Raw genomic sequence first — 17,036 nt, 5'->3', positions numbered from 1 at the left:
AATGCTCATCCAATTCACCACTTACAAAGCAGAATACGCTGGTAAAAAAGTAGAATGGGTAGACCCCTGCAACACATCACAGGCTTGCTCGGAGTGTAGGCGGATCGTGAAGAAAAAACTGGGGGAACGCATCCATCGTTGCTCTTGCGGATATACCGCAGACCGGGATGTGAACGCAGCACGGAATATTCTGCAAAAAGCAAAGGGCTACATTCCCGAACGCTCCGGTCAACGGGAATTCAACCTTGCTTAGGGCATGGAACATGCCTTCGTGGATGGTAGTGGGTGGCCACGCCAGATGAAACGAGAAGCTCGCCATTTCAATGGCGAGAAGTTCACGAGCTTTATCCTGGAGGAAGCCAGTGACCTGGAAAAACCTGTTTTTGTTACATATGCCGGAAGAAATTCCCCTCTGCAATTTTACGGACGGGTAAGTACAATCAACCCTTATGAAGGCTAGATTGTACCCGCCAACGGGGAGATGCGAAAAAAAATTTCCTATGAAAAGTTAATGGATGAAGATTGGTTATAGAGATCACAACCAGCATGAAATACTGAAGTGAAAAAGCGACGCCAACCTGCATTTTCAGCTTCGTTGGAGTCGCTTTTAAATTTTCCTGTCATCTTCGCAGAGTTCTGGTTTTTTGTTTCCACAGGATTTATTTCACACAGGTGGAATACACATAAGGAGAAATCCATCGTTCGGGAGTGAGAAAATGAAATCAATCACCCCATTTGTCCGATGGTTTCCACATCCGGCGGTTCGGTGAGGAGAGGTAAAAATGAAAAAGTTAGGCCAGAAGCAATTTGAATCGGCAAAGAGATTTATGAAAGAAAAGGCCAGAGAGATTGATCGGGTTCAGTTTGACTATTATTTTGAACAGGTACCGCAGGAACGGGTGATCGAAGAGCTGATGAAATTCCAAAACGCAAACGGTGGTTTCGGCCACGCCCTTGAACCCGATTTTCGGCTAAAGAAATCGTCCCCGATGGCTACGGCAATGGCTTACCAGTGGTATATCAAGCCCTTACAGATTCCGCCCGATCATCCCGTTGTGCAAAGAAGTATCCGGTATCTCCTGGATACCTACAATCTAGAAGAAGGCAGATGGAAAGCGGTCTCCAAAGAAGTTAACCAGTTTCCCCACGCTCCCTGGTTGCATTTTGATGAACTAAACAACAAACCCCTGTAGACGATTTCCGGGGCAATCCGACAGCAGAAATCACCGCATACCTGCATTTGTACTCCGAACTGGTTCCCAAACCAAACAGTTCCTGGACACAGTAACAAACCAATGTACCCGGCATCTGTCAGACTCAGAAGAGATATCGATGCATGAATTGCTATGTTACGCCCGGATGGCTGAACATGTTCATGATCCGCCCAAAAGCATGGTTATCGGAAAAGTCAAATAATTAATCCCGGATCTCGTTAAAACCAACCCGTAAGAGTGGAATAAGTACAGCTTGCAGCCCTCCATGCTCGTCACAACACCTGCATCCCCCTTCTATGAAGAGATAGCCAAACAAGTGGAAGATATAACCTTGATTACCTGATTGACCAACAAGATCGCGATGGATGCTGGAGTCCAAACTGGGAGTGGAATCAATATCTCAAGGCCTGGGAAATAGCCATCCAGGAATGGAAAGGCGTTCTCACCATCGAAACATTGCTCAAATTAAACGCATTTGGCCGAATTCAACGTTGATTCTATTTGGCCTCTCCCCATCCCCCTGTTCTAATGCACAGTATAAGCGGTTCCAAACTGTCAGCAGTTCCGGACCGCTTTTTCACTTGATTAAAAGCCATTCTACCTGTCTCTGCATTTCACCGATCTCCAGTTGAAAAGTCATCCTCCATATACTACAATATTGTAGTATATGGAAGCGACAGATGGTTTCTGCAGAAAGGAGATCTGTATGAAAAAGAAATACATAGCATGCATGACCCTTGCCTTTTTACTGGGCAGCATTCTTACGGGTTGCAATAACGCGAATAACATGGATCACAGCCAAATGGGCCACGATTCAGGTGCCGCTAATCCGGACGCATCCAAAGAAAGGCTCACTTTGCAAACCAAAAATGTGACCCGGGTCAATCAGGATGATCCTGTTCAGGCGGCGATTGAGACATCACAATTGATCTGGCCTGCCACCGGAGAAGGAAACCGGCCCGGTACCGTGTTGCTGGGGATCAAAGGAAATACCAAAATCAACCTCCCGGCGGTTACTCTGATCCACCACCCCAACAATGGCCCTTTGCTTTATGCGGAAAAAGACCGAATTCCCGAGGCGACGATGAAGGAACTGAAACGTTTGAATCCGGCAGGAAGTTCCATGAATCAGGGTGTTCAAGTCATTTTGGTCGGGGGTTTTGCTGATTCTGTCCGCCAATCGTTAGAAAAACAAGGATTTAAAGTGGATGCTGTCAAGGCGGAGGAACCTGCCGAGATGGCCAAACAACTGGATGCCTATTATGCCAAAGCGAGCGGAGGTGCTTATCCGCAAGGGGTGATTATCGGGTCCGCCGATCCGCTCGATTACTCACTGCCGGCCGCAAACTGGATCGCCCATATGCCTGAACCCCTGCTTTATGTCCATAAAAATTCAGTTCCACAGGCGACAGTTGAAGCTCTCCAACAACGCAAAAATAAGCCCAGTATTTATCTTTTGGGACCTGAATCAGTGGTGTCAAAAGAGGTGGAAAAGAAGCTTCAATCATTTGGAGAAGTAACCCGAATCGCCGGGCAAACACCTGAAGAAAATGCCATTGCCTTTGCTAAATTCAAAGATAAAACGACTCAATTTGGCTGGGGTGTAACCCAACCGGGACATGGTTTAACTTTCACCCGGTTAAATCAGATGGATACAGCCATTGCTTCCGCTCCTTTTGCCCATCTGGGAAAACACGCTCCCATGTTGGTCATGGAAGACAAAAAGCTATCTCAGCCTATACACCATTATTTAATAAGTTTACAGCCCAAATTTAAAAAGGAGCCAACCGAAGGCCCCTATAACCATGCCTATATCATCGGAACGGAAGCCTCCATTCCATTTACGGTTCAAGGAATGATTGATGAAATGTTAGAGATTGTTCCGGCAAGCGGCGGGGATGGACACAGCGGACACATGAATATGGAAGAGCAGCCAACCCATTCAGACCAAAACCCGCATCACGGACACTAATCCATACAAAGACCTGAGTCTAGAATTCAGGTCTTTTTTGAATAAATGTTTTTATCGGTATGTCACCGGTAAAAGCTCCCCGATTCCTGTATACTGGTAGAAAAGTAAAGGTAAAGGGTGCTTTTTTATGATTTCTGATGATCAGCGAAAAACATTAGTACGGCTTCTTGGCCCGCTTGAAATCGAGATTATGAATATTCTTTGGGGTCAAGGACAAGCAACCGTCCAGGATGTGCTGGAGCAATTACAAAAAAATAAAGATTATGCCTATACAACGATTATGACAGTGATGAGCCGGTTGACGAAAAAGGGTGTATTAAAGCGTGAAAAAAAGGGAAAAGTGTTTGTTTACCAACCTGCTTATTCCCCGGATGAATGGATTGAAAAAACATCTTCACATACGATCCAAAGTCTGTTGGAGGATTTTGGCGATGTGGCGATCGCCCAGTTTGTCGATGTGGTTGGCCATAAACCGGAACACCTGAAAAAGCTTAAACGGTTTATACAACAATTAGAGCAAGGGGACCCCTCATGAAATCTTTTCGTCAATTATTTGCATTAGCCCTGTTCATCGGAATCACTTTACATGTTTCCTGGATCATCTCCACAAATGCTGTGGCCGGCCCGTTACTTGACTGGCTGCATCGCTGCTGTTCCTTTATTTTTTCCAATGGCCGGATACCCGTCGAATATTATCTACTGGCAAGCATTCATCTCTTGTTTTTGCTATTGTTTATCTGCCGGATGCTGATGCTGGCCTGGAAAACCCATCGTCAGGTCGCCCGATTACTGCAAAATCAATCAGGCTGCATTCCTGCTGAGATTCAACATTTTAGCCGGAAGCGGGGGACTCCCGTCATCGTTGTTGATCATGAACAGCCACTGGCTTTTACTTACGGGTGGCTTCACCCCAAAATACTGATCAGCTCCTCTCTGATCCGGCAACTGCACGAATCAGAATTACAGGCAGTTTTAGAGCATGAATACTATCATTGTTTGCAGAGGGACCCCTTAAAAATGCTTTTTGCCAGCAGTGCGACACTTGCTCTCTTTTTCCTTCCCCTTGTTCACAAATTACGGGGGCATTACCTGATTGAAAAAGAAATTGCCGCAGACCGGCACTCGATCCGGACAGCCGGCGTTAAGCCTCTCGCTTCTGCTCTACTGAAATTAATGAACGCAAGGTTAGCGGATTCTCCTTCCCACGGGACAGCCGGTTTTGCAAATGATGAAATGGAAGCCAGAATCGAAGCGATGATTCATGATCGGGCAATACCTCCTCGGATTTATTTGAAAGACTATCTCCTTTCTTTGGCAGGGTTAGCCGTTATATTGCTGCCGGCCTTTTACTTGTTGACAGCAATCACCCACACCCACCATATGGTTCGTATGGCAATTGTACCGATTTCACTTTTGTGTAACCTGTTGGGATCTTGAAAAGTAAACTTTAAAAAACAAACAACCCGGAATCCCAGTTCAGTTAAAGGTTTCCGGGTTGTTCACTTGTTTTACGATTAAAACAACTACCTTTTAAAAACACTTTGCGGGGATTCAGCATCAAAGTTACCTGGTCGGTCTAAGGAGCACAGGGCCCGGGTGACAACGGCGGCTGTATCCATGTTGCATACCTGTGAAATGATCGTGGTCTCCGATTAAATGCCGGGGCCTTTAACTTCCCAGTCAGTAAATGGTTTTATGGTCTATTCCATTTCGTTTTTATAAGTTTTTTCTGAGAAAAAACTACTTTACAAAGGGTTCAAAAAGGGTATATATTTAAATCGTAAGTAATAAGTAGTAAGTAATAAGTAGTAAGTAACCCCAACTTTATGTTTTGTTTTAAAACAAGAAATGAGGTGCTAATATGGTTCATAAACTAACCATTCCCGAGCAGTTCTTTGTCATTGTCCAAAACAAGAAGATTACGCGTATGAAATGGATGTTGTCAGGGTACCGTCAACTATATGTAATTGCAGGGTGTTTCATCGAACTCTCAAAACAAAAACGTATTACCTTTGGAGAAAAATTGGAGGTACAAGTGGTAGATGAGACACCGACCGGGATCGATTATTTGGATGAAATGCTTATGCAGATTGCAAAAATAAAAAAAGAGCGGAAGTTGCTCAGTTGGATGAGGGAGTTCAGTTTGAAGTTGTGGAAACAAAAAAAGATATACGACCTTTTGGCACGTTCTTTGCTGGAAAAAGGGGTGATACAAAAGGAAAAGTCTTTGCTTTTTAATCGATATGTTGGTTTGGATCCTCACGAACGACAAATCGTGGAAATGATTCGTGCCGAGGTCTTAGAGCCGGGAAAAGTGAGTCACGATGCTTTGATACTGACCTTTATGTTACACACAGCCAAGGTTCTAAAGGAATTATTCTCACACTATGAGGGTGGAGAGTGGAAAAAGCGGATCAAAGAGCTGCAAGAAGAATATCCACGGGAATGGAAACAGGTGGAGACGATTAGCAAAGTTATCCAGGAAATTGCAGCAAGCGCCGCCTCTTCTGCTGCCACGTAAGGAGGTGGAGCACATTGTCGAGAAGGCGCAGTCTGGAAGTGATTGAACAAGCAGAATTTGTGACGATCAGTGAGTTAGTCCGATTAAGCGGGAATCGGTACAGTACACTCAAATACTATAGTGAAGAAGGAATTCTTCCGTTTGAACAGGAAGAGAGTCGTCTCACCCGGCGTTACCACCGGGAAAGTGCATTACAACGGTTAAAGGAGATTCAGGAATACAAAGAAGAGGGGCTCTCCATTCAAGAGATTAAGACACGCTTACTTGATAAGCAGGAATAAAACTTAAAAAACAAAAGAGTAGTGGAGAAACGGAAAGGGAAAAATCGGCCATCATTGCCGATTCTTTTTATTTCCCGCGATCCTCTTAGGGTTTCAATTATATGAAAGCGAATAAAGATTCAAACAGGTTATACACAAAAGCTTCCGGCGCTCTCCGGGTAATGAGGATTCGCAATCATGATGGTCATTTGACTGGTTAAAGGAACGAAAGCACATAAGCAGATGGCAATCTCTTGCATTTTTTACTCTTCTGTTCATTTTATGGACACGAATTTTAGCTCTTAGGAGTCATGGCTTTTTTTCTGAACCGTCCTATACTCGCCATAGAAACACGGTATTCAATGATAGACGATCATAGAAAGGAAAATGGACCATGTCTCCTCAAACGATACACGATCACAAATCTGAAAGAAGGGAAGAGCAAGGAGTAACAAAACAGTTATTCGCCGTAATTTGGCGGTGGCATTTTTACGCGGGAATCATATTTGCTCCATGGATCCTTCTGCTGGCCATCAGCGGAGGGGTTTATATATTTAAACCGCAGATTGAATTGATGCTGTACAAAGATAAGTACGTTGTGCAAGAAGGTTCGGCAAAACTGCTTCCGACCCGTCAGATCGAGAAAGTGAAAAAACGGTATCCCCAGGCGGAAATTACTCATTTCACTCCCTCCTTTGCAGCCAACCGCTCCTCAGAGGTGGGAATTTCCCTCCACGGTCAAAGTTCCATTGTGTTCGTCAATCCTTATAATGGAAACATTCTGGGCAAACTCAACGATGAGGACAGATGGATGGAAAAAATAAAAGCATTGCATAACGGTGAGCTGTGGGGCGCAACCGCGGGAAATCGCCTGATCGAACTAACCGCTTGCTGGGCCTTTATTCTGGTCATCACCGGGTTGTATTTGTGGTGGCCCCGCCATCGTAAACCCTGGCAGGGTACAATCATTCCCCGTCTGAAGCAAGGAAAACGCACATTTTGGCGTGATCTGCACGCTGTACCTGCCTTCTGGCTGTCAGCTTTTATTCTCTTGCTCATTTTTACCGGACTTCCCTGGTCAGGGGTCTGGGGAGATCTGGTGAACCGCGCGGCCACAGCCACTCACACCGGGCAACCCCCTTTTGCCGCCGTCTGGGGCCCAAAACCGGAATCAACGGTTCCAACAAAAGATGTAGCCACAGATATACCGTGGGCCGCGGAAAATTTACCTGTTCCCGAATCGACCCCTGACACCCTTCAACCTGTTTCAGTGGAAAAAATGATGGCAATCGCTGACTCAAGAAACATACAGCAACCATACAGCATCTATTTTCCGGAAGGGTTAAAGGGTGTCTATACCGTTTCATCTTCCCCTCAGCAACCGGAAGATGATGCAACGCTTCATATTGACCAGTAAAGCGGGAAGGTGTTGGCTGACTTGCGGTTTAAAGATTATGGACCGGTTGCCAAGGCTATTTCCATTGGCATCGCCCTTCATGAAGGACGTTATTTCGGGTGGATCAATCAATTTATCAATTTGCTGGTTTGTATCGGTTTTATTGGTATTGCGGCCTTGGGGCCGGTGATGTGGTGGAAACGGAAACCAAAGGGGAAATTAGGCGCACCGCCATTCCCAAAAAACTTTAAAATGGTGAAAGGGGTCAGCGTAATCACCATCGCACTCGGAGTCTTTTTCCCGCTGGTGGGAATGTCCCTGTTGCTGGTTTTTCTTCTCGATTGGTTTATTCTCCGGCGAGTTCCTAAAGTGAGGGCATGGATCGGTTAAGAAACCAGACTTAAATCCCGTTTGTGGGGATGTCGAGACTTAACACTTCTATACGAGTGGACAGATTTATAGCGAGAAAAGAGATGATGTAAGAGTAAAAAATGGATAGAGAAGGTGGTATAAATTGAGTATTTATTCAGCTTGTAAGGGGAAAGGGTAAATTAAAACGATGCTTCCTCTGCCAATGGAGATCACATGTCCGGCCTGCATAGAAACCGGGAAAGAGCCTGAGAAAGATCATATAAAAAAAGAGGGACTTCTTCTTATGATTGCCATATTTCCTTCATTCCATTTTTAAAAAAGGGTTCCCCTTCTCCGGTGGAACCCTTTTTCCGGTTGACCTACACATTCATTTCAGCACTTTTTCTGCCGGTAAACCTCTCCTGGACCCGTGAAAGGATCAGGTACATGATCGGCACAATAAACAAGGTCAGCAGCGTGGAAGAGGCCAGACCGCCAATAACGACAACCGCAAGGCCCTGGGAGATTAAAGTCCCTTCTCCATAGCCCAGCCCAAGGGGCAACAAGGCAAAAATAGTGGCAAAAGCGGTCATCAGAATAGGGCGAAGGCGGGTTCCCGCAGCTTCCAGTAACGCTTCGCGGACATTCAATCCCCGTGTCCGCTGCTGTTGTACGCGGTCAATCAACACGATGGCGTTTGTGACCACAATTCCTATCAGCATTAGCGCACCGATCATCGATGAAACACTGATGGGCTGCCGGGTAATCAAAAGGCCCACCAGTCCGCCGATCACAGCAAAAGGCAGGGAAAAGAGAATGGTAAAAGGTGCTGTCGCTTCACCAAACGCGATAATCATCACAATATAAACGGCGGCGACTGCGACAACCATGGCAACTCCCAGCTGGGCAAAACTTTTGTTCATCTCTTCGGTATCCCCGCCGATTGTCACTTTGATACCTCTGGGGAAATTGGTTTGACTAATGATGCTTTGCACATCCCGGGAGACGGCCCCAGTATCCTTAATAGTGACATTCCCGGAAACGGTGGCATATTGTTGCCTGTTTTCCTTTTGAATGGTCACAGGGCCTTTTTCTTTTTTGATCGTGGCGATCTCGCTCAGTTGGACCATCTTGCCGGTTTGTGAAAGAATCCGGACCTGTTTCAATTGATCGACGGTGGTGAGATTTTCTTCTTCCAATCCCAATTTTACATCTTGCGTCCGGCTTCCTTTTTCCAGTTCCATCACTTTATCTGCATCCAGCAGACCGCGAACAGATAACGCCACCTGCTGGGCAACCAGCCCCTGTTTGGCTGCTTTGGCATTATCCACATGAACAGTGACCAGTTCTTTCTGTTCACTAAGGTTATTGCTGACGTTGGTCAAGCCTTTTACCTGTTTGAGTTTGGCGGTCAGTTGATCGGCTGCAAGCCTGATATCTCGCAGATTGTTTCCCTGTACACTCACCTCGATCGAGCTGGAAGCCGGAACCAGGCTGTTCACTTCGTTGACAATGATTTCTCCCTCTTTTTCGAGCGGCTTCAAACTCCCGCGCACCTCTTTAAGCAGTTGATCCATATTGGCCGAAGAATCGAGGCTGACAAAGATTGAGGCCCGGTTCGTACTTCCGACACTTCCGTCGCTGTTCAATTTGCCGCGTAAATTTCCGACAGAAGTTGAAAGTACTTTGACTTCTTTGTATTTCTTAAAGGTCTTTTCAATACTGCGTGCAACTTCATTGGTTTTACTGATATCTGTACCGGACGGCATGTTTAGGTTTACCCGGATGGCTTTGTCTTTGTCTGCGGGAATAAAGCTGGTTCCCACCAGCGGCACAATGCCCAAGCTTCCCACCAACAGCAGAGTGGCCAGGGTGAGAACGATTCCTTTATGGTTAAATGACCAGGCCAACATCTTTTTGTATGATTCTGCAGTACGGCTCCGGGTTCTGTCCAAACGCAGCTTTTTCCCCCTGAGCAGCATCAGTCTGGTAAGAACCGGCACAATGGTGACTGCAACAACAAGTGAGCAAAGCAGAGCAATCGCCACAGTAACTGCAAACGGGAAAAAAACTTTGCCCACAATCCCGTCGACAAACCCAAGCGGAATAAATACGGCAACGGTTGTCATCGTCGAGGAGGTGATAGCCGAAGCCACCTCTTTGGTTGCCGCCTGGATTAAACCGATATTCCGCTCCGTTTTTTTCATCATATGCCGATAGATATTCTCAATCACAACAATACTGTCATCGACGACACGCCCGATGGCCACTGCCAATCCACCCAGAGTCATCACATTCAGGGTAATATCGGCCTGATGGATCAAGATCAGTGTTGCCAGTACCGACACCGGAATGGACACGATAGAGATCAGAGTCATCCGGAAATTGCGAAGGAAAATCAGGATCACCACTGCGGCAAAGAGAGCCCCCAGCAATCCCTCGCGCACCATGGAATGAATGGATGCTTTTACCGCACGGGACTGGTCGAAAAGAGTCGCGATCTCCATATCGGGATTCTCTTTCTTCAGTTCGGCGACCTTCTCATCAATCTGTTCAGCCACTTCTACAATATTGGCATTTGGGTCTTTCAGAATATCAATGTTTACTGAAGGCTTTCCGTTGGTTCGGGTAATCATGGAATTTCCGTTCGCCGACTCGGTAATGAAGGCGATGTCGGACAGCTTTACTGTTTTAATCTTTGCTTCTTTCACAGTTGGCTTTTCCGTGTTCTGCATGGCCAGGTGAGGGGAACCGCCCGGTGATTTGCTCCCTGATGATGATTTCGGTTTGGGCATTTTGGCTTGCAGTTGTTTCAATTGCTTATTTAACTGATGTAACCCCTTTTGCTCAGCGGCGATCTTTTGCTTCAGCCCTGCTACTTTGGCTTGAAGTGCGGGGTCATCCGGATTGGCCTGCAATTGACTTAAAGCATCGTTAAGGGCAAGCTGATCCCCGACAATTTGGGCCTGCAACTCCTGTCCCTGCTGCAAAATAAGCGTGAGATAACCGAGCCCCTGACCAACCTGACCCAATCCCTGATTTAATCCGCCCACTGCCTGGTTCAACCCGCCAACCGCCTGACCAAGCCCTTGAAATCCTTGGCCGATCTGGTCAAAGGCATCCTGAAAACCATCTGCCGGGTTGGGCGGGATCGTAAGCTCCATATTTTTCAACTGCTCGATATTGGTTATTTTCTGCTCGATTCGTACAGGCATATCTATCTGATTCAGATTCAGATCGCCAACGGGCAACGAAGTATTACTGTTTTGTAACACTTGCCGGACTTGTTGGACAGAAAGATTATATTTTTTCAGCTGATCCGGCTTTAAACGGATATAAACAGCTTTATTCCCTTCCCCTTTTACCTGAACTTCACCAACTCCGTCCACGGACTCAAAAGCGCCTTTGGCTACCTCATTGACCCAGTGTTCCATTTCGGCAGGTTTTTTCTTCCCGCTGGTCACTGAAAAACTCATCACCGGAGAAGTATTGAGGCCAAACCGATTAAAAGTGGGTTCCAGTACTTGTTCCGGCAAGGACAAGCGGCTGACCGAATCTTTCATCTCCTGTTGCGCTTTGTCCAAATCGGCGTCAAAATCAAACTGGACGATGATCACTGAAGTGCTGTCTGCGGAGATCGAGGTAACTTTTTGCGCTCCTTTGATTCCCTGAAAAGCTTTTTCAATCGGTTGAGTCACTTTTTTATCAATATCGTCCGGAGAAGCTCCCGGATAAGGTATAATCGCTACCACAACCGGAAAATTAATATCGGGCATTGCTTCCATCTTTAGCCGGGTTGCAGTATAAATCCCCCCTCCGGAGACCAGCAGCACCAAAATAAGGATTGCAGCGATGTTTTTGAGCGAGAAGCGGGTCAACCAGTTCAAACTTTTTCCTCCTTTTACCGGCAGACATAAATCTTATCAGTTGTGGAAAGTGTATGTCAGTGTGGGGGAAGGCAGAATGCTGTCTCCCGATCGGCGTCCTGCAAGGAAGCAGAGATGGCCGCTCCCCGGAATTCTGCTTTCCCGGCATGATTCAAACCTTTATCCCAGGTTATGAGGGTTTTCTGTCCCGAAAATAAATACTTCTTCTGCTGGTGCCGTCCCAGTGCCATGTTTGTCTGTGAAAGTGTTTCTCCGTTCCTGAGGACAAGGTACTTCTCTCTATTTTTTCCGTTGTTGAAAGAAGTATTTGCAAAAACGGAACACCAGAAATAGAAATCGGTTTATAAATAAAATCAAGACAAGTTTACCGAACGGTATATATTAGCGTCAATTTCATTCATGTGACGCTTTTGTGATCAAAAAAACAACCGCCGGTTGGATGGCAGTTGTTATAAATGTCTATTCCTTTGTTTTCGTACAGATAAAGCGAATCGGGTTTCCGGCGGCAAACGTGTACGGCGGAACATCTTTGGTCACCACGGACCCCGCTCCGATCACCGCATGATCTCCTATAACCACACCGGGCAGAACGGTTGTGTTGGCTCCGATCATAACATGGTTACCGATACGGACATCACCAAGCCGATACTCTGTCGTTAAATACTCATGTGTAAGAATAGTGGAGTTATAACCGATAATCGTATTTTTGCCAATGTGAATCCGTTCGGGAAACAGAATATCCATCATGACCATAAACGCCACTGCTGTCTGTTCGCCCACTTTCATCCCTAAAAATGTCCGATAAAGCCAGTTTTTCACCCCCATAAAAGGGGTATATCTGGCTATGAGGATGACCAGCGTATTTTTGCATACCTTCCAAAAGGAAACGGTCTGATACACCTGCCACAATGAGTTGCTTCCGCAGACAGGGAACCGTTCAGTCTTTCTCATTGAGGGTCTCCCTTGGGATTCGCAGTTAGAGCGGGGATTTCCAGGACATCAAGCAAATCGCGCATGTCATTCAAAAAATAATCAGGATCATACTGACCCAATTCATCAGCATGCAAGCTCCATGCCACCGCGGCCGAAGCCACACGGGCGCGCCGGGCTGCGAGCAAATCATAGCGGCTGTCTCCAACCATCAGCGTTTGTTCCGGCATTGCTCCCAGTTTTTCCAGGGCCAACAGGATCATATCCGGTTCCGGTTTGGCTTTTTCTGCTTCCCCATAGCAGATGACCACTTGCATAAACCGGTCTAAACCGAACAACTTCAGCCCCATCTCCACTACTTTTCGCCTTTTGTTGGAAACAACACCCATTTTTACGCCGGCCTCTTGCAGACGCCCCAGAACTTCCCGCACATGAGGAAACTCCTTTACATAGTCATCATGATGAGCCACATTGTGGGTATGGTAGGTCTGAACCATTTGTTCCGCCTGGGCCGGGTCAAACCGCTCCATTTGATCCAGCAATGGTTCCCCCATGCAGGCAAGTACATCCGCTTCTGTATATTTCCCGGGACAATGGGCGTTCAGTGTATGCATAAAGGAAGCTAAAATAAGGTCATTGGTGTTAATCAGTGTTCCATCCAAGTCAAATAGAATAAAAGGATACTTCACTATTTTCACCTCTACGCCTTGTTCATCTGAACCTTGGTCTGTCCTTGTGACTCGGTGCTTTTATACGACTCATCCGCTTTTCCTTTTACACGGCGCCAAATGATCAATCCCAGCGCAAACAGCACAAGGGCGAGACTCATCAATTGGGCAATGCGGATATTGCCGCCTTCCATCATCCCGGGTTCAAACAGGAGTTTCATCGGCGACCAGATGATGCCGAGAAGGTTTTCCAGCCAAACAGGGCCGCCAAAGGTTAAACTGTCCGTACGTAAACCTTCAATAAAAAACCGCCCCATGGAGTACCAAATCAAGTAGCTGAAAAAAATCTCCCCACGCCGGGGATTGGCCGCCCTGAGCAGCAAAAGAATTCCGAATCCGGCCAGATTCCACAGCGATTCATATAAAAAGGTAGGATGATGATAAACTCCCTGTATGTTCATCTGCTCAATCAGCCAGCCGGGCAAATGCAATCCTTCCAGGAATGCACGTTCCACGGGGCCTCCGTAGGCTTCCTGGTTAATAAAGTTGCCCCAGCGGCCGATCGCCTGTCCCAAAATAATGCTCGGGGCCACAATATCGGCAATCGCCAGAAAACGCAAGTTATGTTTCCGGACAAACAGGTATCCTGCGATAAAGGCACCGATCAGACCGCCGTGGATCGCCAGGCCGCCTTTCCAGACAGCCAGAATGTCAGCAGGATGACTTGCGTAATATTCCCACTTAAATAAGACATAATAGAGGCGCGCTCCCACGATTGCAGATGGAATCACCCAGATCATCATATCGAGAAGTTTTTCACTATTTATGCCACGGCGCTCTCCTTCTCTCACCGCCAGCCATAAGCCCAGTAAAGCGGCGGTTCCCATAATAACGCCATACCAATGGACTTGGAGCGGTCCAATAGAGAAAGCAACCGGATCTATCACCGATGCCAAAACCATGAAAAGTGCTCCCTTCTTCCTGTTGATCCTTGTCAAAAAACCAATCCGTCCCTATTGTAACCCAAAACTTCCCGCAAAGAAAACATTCACCTGCTGACAATGAACGTTTGAATCATGCGGGAGGCAGGTTTTCTGGGAGCGATTTTTGGGCGACCGACCGAGCGGAAAAAACGGAACAAGGGAAAAAAGCAAGGCAATTCTTCCTTGCCCCGCTTCCCTGCCTTTTTTGCCGAGCCCCTTGTGCAGTTTTTGGAACGGCCAATTCTATTTCCTCCCAGGGCGCCAATCTGAGCGGGACAGTAATCCTGCTCTCCCCCTGTGACACACAACACTTTACACAGAAAAATGAACAGATCTAAAACGCTGGTTGAGACCATGGAAAAAGGTTACAACTTGGAGATAGACACCCGGAGGACCCTTCATATAAAATAAGAAGACAAGCACCAGGAGGGACACATTTTGATTGAAATAAATTCCTATGAGGATGAGACTGAATCTCCAACCTACGATTGTGTAGAATGCGGTCAAAAGAACTGTGTGGTTGTAAAAGGAAACAACGGGTTCTGCAGCACTCCCGGTTGTTTACATAATGATCCCATCCAATTTGTCTATTATCCCCATTGGGAAAAGCCCAAAACAAGCCGGGCCGGTCGGGAATTCTCGTGGGATAAATAGAAGGCCTCTCCGTCACCCCAGGCAGGAGAGGTCTTTTTCAATCTAAATCATCCGCATCCTCAATCGTTTCTCCCAGCTTTTGCACAAACTGCTGTGCCGCGTCATACCCGAGACCTTTTAAGCGGAAGTTCATTGCCGCTACTTCTATAATGACCGCCAAATTTCGTCCGGGTCGTACCGGAACCGTCAACTGAGGCAAAAATGTATCAATAATCTGGGTTCGCTCCTCATCCAGTCCAAGGCGGTCATACTGGCGCTGTTCCTGCCATGCTTCCAGGCGGATTACCAGGGAAATCTTCTTTTTATCCCGAACGGCTCCCGCACCAAACAGTGTCATCACATTGATAATACCCAGGCCGCGGATTTCCAGCAGGTATCGAATCAGTTCAGGGGCATGGCCCACCAGCGTTCCCTCACCGGTCTGCTGGATTTCCACCGCATCATCCGCAACGAGGCGATGCCCTCTCTTCACCAGTTCCAGTGCTGTTTCACTCTTCCCAATTCCACTGCTGCCGGTGATCAAAACTCCAATCCCATACACATCAACCAGTACCCCATGCATGGTTGTGGTCGGCGCCAGATGCTTTTCCAGATAGTTGGTCAGTTTGCTGCCGAACTTCGTTGTGGAAAGAGCCGTACGTAATATCGGAACCCCTTTTTCCTCCGCCGCCTTTATCAATTCAGCAGGAACCTCAAAATTACGGGTGACAACAAAACAGGGAATATCCGGATGACATAATTTATGCATACGTTCTTCTCTCTCCTGCCGGGTTAATTCCCTGATAAATGACAATTCTGTTTTCCCGAGCAGTTGCAGACGCTCCACGGGGTGATAAGTAAAAAACCCCGCCAGTTCCAAACCCGGCCGGTAGAGGTCTGATACATGGACAGTCCGGTCTAATTGGTCCCAGCCACTCAACACTTCCAGATCAAATTTTTGAATGATATCTTTCACAGTTACTTTCTTGGCCATCTTCCCCTCCTCCTTAAAAGAGGCTTCACGAATAAGAGGGCGACTGATCCATCAGCCGCCGCTTGAATTTCTATTAGAGTACCGTTTCCTCGGTTTCTTTGTCAAAGATATGCGCTTTGTTCATATCCAATGCCAGCTTGATCTGTGCACCGGGTGCAAATTGCGACCGTGCACTCACTCTCGCAGTCAGCCATTTGTCACCGAAACCGCTCAAGTAGAGGTACATTTCAGATCCCATATTTTCGGCAACCTCTACCTTTGTCTCAAATGCGCTTTCAGGAGATGCCTCAATAAACGCAAGTTCATCATGGACTGCTTCCGGACGGATTCCGAAGATCACTTCTTTCCCGACATAACCTTTTTCCCGCAAGGTTCCGGCACGGCCACCGGGAATTTTAACCTTCACGCCATTTGAGACAAAATAGATGTCTCCGCCTTCTTCTGCTAAAGATCCGTCAACGAAGTTCATCGCCGGAGACCCAATAAAGCCGGCCACAAACATGTTTGCAGGGTGGTTGTAAATCTCGGTCGGAGTGTCAACTTGCTGAATCACACCGTCTTTCATCACCACGATCCGGTCCCCCATCGTCATCGCTTCTGTTTGATCGTGGGTCACGTAGATGACAGTAGTCTCCAGACGCTGATGCAATTTACTGATCTCTGTGCGCATTTGCACACGTAATTTGGCATCAAGGTTGGATAAAGGTTCATCCATCAAGAACACTTGCGGTTCACGGACAATCGCGCGCCCCAGGGCAACCCGTTGGCGCTGACCCCCTGACAGCTGTTTGGGCTTGCGGTCCAGAAGATGTTCGATATCGAGAATTTTAGCAGCTTCACGCACTCGCTTTTCAATCTCATCTTTTTTAAACTTGCGCAGCTTCAATCCAAACGCCATATTCTGATAAACCGTCATATGCGGGTAGAGAGCATAGCTTTGGAATACCATAGCAATATCCCTGTCTTTGGGAGCCACATCATTGACCAAACGGTCCCCGATGTAAAGTTCTCCTTCTGAAATATCTTCCAGACCGGCAATCATGCGCAGGGTAGTTGATTTTCCGCAACCGGACGGTCCGACCAGAACTAAAAATTCCTTGTCTTTAATATCGAGATGAAAGTCCTTCACTGCGGTAACATCGCCACTATAACGTTTATAGATGTGGTTCAGCCTTACCTGTGCCATTGATGTCTGACCTCCCTGTGAGCTTTCAATGTAATTCTATT

At 46.9% G+C, this 17,036-nt stretch carries 17 protein-coding genes; 11 read left to right on the top strand and 6 right to left on the bottom strand.

Features of this window, described 5'->3' with window-relative positions; genetic code table 11:
- From I8U27_RS14235 to I8U27_RS21170, 10 genes are all read left to right on the top strand, one after another.
- Positions 1 to 253: zinc ribbon domain-containing protein (locus I8U27_RS14235; protein ID WP_181752596.1), on the top strand; the 253-nt coding region annotated here is incomplete at its 5' end.
- Between the two features lie 45 nt (positions 254 to 298).
- Positions 299 to 460 (top strand): hypothetical protein, encoded by a 162-nt coding sequence (locus I8U27_RS14230; protein WP_181752598.1) that lies wholly within the window; start codon positions 299 to 301, stop codon positions 458 to 460.
- Between the two features lie 322 nt (positions 461 to 782).
- On the top strand, positions 783 to 1,193 hold the full coding sequence (locus tag I8U27_RS14225) for a hypothetical protein (RefSeq protein WP_181752600.1): 411 nt from the start codon (positions 783 to 785) through the stop codon (positions 1,191 to 1,193).
- Positions 1,194 to 1,920: 727 nt separating this feature from the next.
- Complete coding sequence (locus tag I8U27_RS14220) at positions 1,921 to 3,186, top strand: cell wall-binding repeat-containing protein (RefSeq protein WP_181752602.1); 1,266 nt, start codon at positions 1,921 to 1,923, stop codon at positions 3,184 to 3,186.
- A 127-nt stretch (positions 3,187 to 3,313) separates the two neighbouring features.
- Entirely contained in the window at positions 3,314 to 3,721 is a 408-nt protein-coding gene (locus I8U27_RS14215) for a BlaI/MecI/CopY family transcriptional regulator (RefSeq protein WP_220185977.1), read from the top strand.
- The gene (locus tag I8U27_RS14210) at positions 3,718 to 4,623 is read left to right on the top strand and encodes a M56 family metallopeptidase (RefSeq protein ID WP_181752604.1); all 906 of its coding nucleotides are present in this window, start codon (positions 3,718 to 3,720) and stop codon (positions 4,621 to 4,623) included. The genes I8U27_RS14215 and I8U27_RS14210 overlap by 4 nt, the downstream gene beginning before the upstream one ends.
- Before the next feature lie 424 nt (positions 4,624 to 5,047).
- Positions 5,048 to 5,707: a GOLPH3/VPS74 family protein gene (locus I8U27_RS14205; protein ID WP_181752606.1), complete on the top strand. Its 660-nt coding sequence runs from the start codon at positions 5,048 to 5,050 to the stop codon at positions 5,705 to 5,707.
- Positions 5,708 to 5,721: 14 nt separating this feature from the next.
- Positions 5,722 to 5,988, top strand: coding sequence for a helix-turn-helix domain-containing protein (locus I8U27_RS14200; RefSeq protein ID WP_181752608.1), 267 nt, complete (start codon positions 5,722 to 5,724; stop codon positions 5,986 to 5,988).
- Positions 5,989 to 6,361: 373 nt separating this feature from the next.
- The gene (locus I8U27_RS14195; RefSeq protein ID WP_309506152.1) at positions 6,362 to 7,384 is read left to right on the top strand and encodes a PepSY-associated TM helix domain-containing protein; all 1,023 of its coding nucleotides are present in this window, start codon (positions 6,362 to 6,364) and stop codon (positions 7,382 to 7,384) included.
- Positions 7,385 to 7,396: 12 nt separating this feature from the next.
- Positions 7,397 to 7,753 carry a PepSY domain-containing protein gene (locus tag I8U27_RS21170; protein ID WP_309506153.1) on the top strand — a complete coding sequence of 119 codons (357 nt, stop codon included), beginning with the start codon at positions 7,397 to 7,399 and terminating at the stop codon, positions 7,751 to 7,753.
- A gap of 341 nt (positions 7,754 to 8,094) precedes the next feature.
- On the opposite strand, the gene I8U27_RS14190 is transcribed toward I8U27_RS21170, so the two are convergent.
- The 4 genes from I8U27_RS14190 to lgt form a co-directional block, all read right to left on the bottom strand.
- Entirely contained in the window at positions 8,095 to 11,601 is a 3,507-nt protein-coding gene (locus tag I8U27_RS14190; protein WP_181752610.1) for an efflux RND transporter permease subunit, read from the bottom strand.
- 459 nt (positions 11,602 to 12,060) lie between these two features.
- Complete coding sequence (locus tag I8U27_RS14185; protein WP_181752612.1) at positions 12,061 to 12,552, bottom strand: acyltransferase; 492 nt, start codon at positions 12,550 to 12,552, stop codon at positions 12,061 to 12,063.
- Positions 12,549 to 13,220: a pyrophosphatase PpaX gene (ppaX, locus tag I8U27_RS14180; protein ID WP_181752614.1), complete on the bottom strand. Its 672-nt coding sequence runs from the start codon at positions 13,218 to 13,220 to the stop codon at positions 12,549 to 12,551. Before ppaX ends, I8U27_RS14185 begins: the two co-directional genes overlap by 4 nt.
- A gap of 11 nt (positions 13,221 to 13,231) precedes the next feature.
- Positions 13,232 to 14,161 carry a prolipoprotein diacylglyceryl transferase gene (lgt, locus tag I8U27_RS14175; RefSeq protein WP_181752616.1) on the bottom strand — a complete coding sequence of 310 codons (930 nt, stop codon included), beginning with the start codon at positions 14,159 to 14,161 and terminating at the stop codon, positions 13,232 to 13,234.
- A gap of 459 nt (positions 14,162 to 14,620) precedes the next feature.
- Here lgt and I8U27_RS14170 point away from each other — a divergent pair, with 459 nt between their 5' ends.
- Positions 14,621 to 14,836, top strand: coding sequence for a hypothetical protein (locus I8U27_RS14170; RefSeq protein ID WP_181752618.1), 216 nt, complete (start codon positions 14,621 to 14,623; stop codon positions 14,834 to 14,836).
- Between the two features lie 37 nt (positions 14,837 to 14,873).
- Here the strand turns inward: I8U27_RS14170 and hprK are convergent, their stop codons facing one another.
- Entirely contained in the window at positions 14,874 to 15,809 is a 936-nt protein-coding gene (gene hprK / locus I8U27_RS14165; protein ID WP_181752620.1) for an HPr(Ser) kinase/phosphatase, read from the bottom strand.
- Positions 15,810 to 15,882: 73 nt separating this feature from the next.
- Positions 15,883 to 16,995 (bottom strand): ABC transporter ATP-binding protein, encoded by a 1,113-nt coding sequence (locus tag I8U27_RS14160; protein ID WP_181752622.1) that lies wholly within the window; start codon positions 16,993 to 16,995, stop codon positions 15,883 to 15,885.
- Positions 16,996 to 17,036: the final 41 nt, after the last annotated feature.

Origin of the sequence: Paenactinomyces guangxiensis, from assembly GCF_016055185.1 — a bacterium.
Lineage (GTDB): Bacteria > Bacillota > Bacilli > Thermoactinomycetales > Thermoactinomycetaceae > Paenactinomyces > Paenactinomyces guangxiensis.
This window is presented reverse-complemented; position numbering and strand designations above follow the sequence as displayed.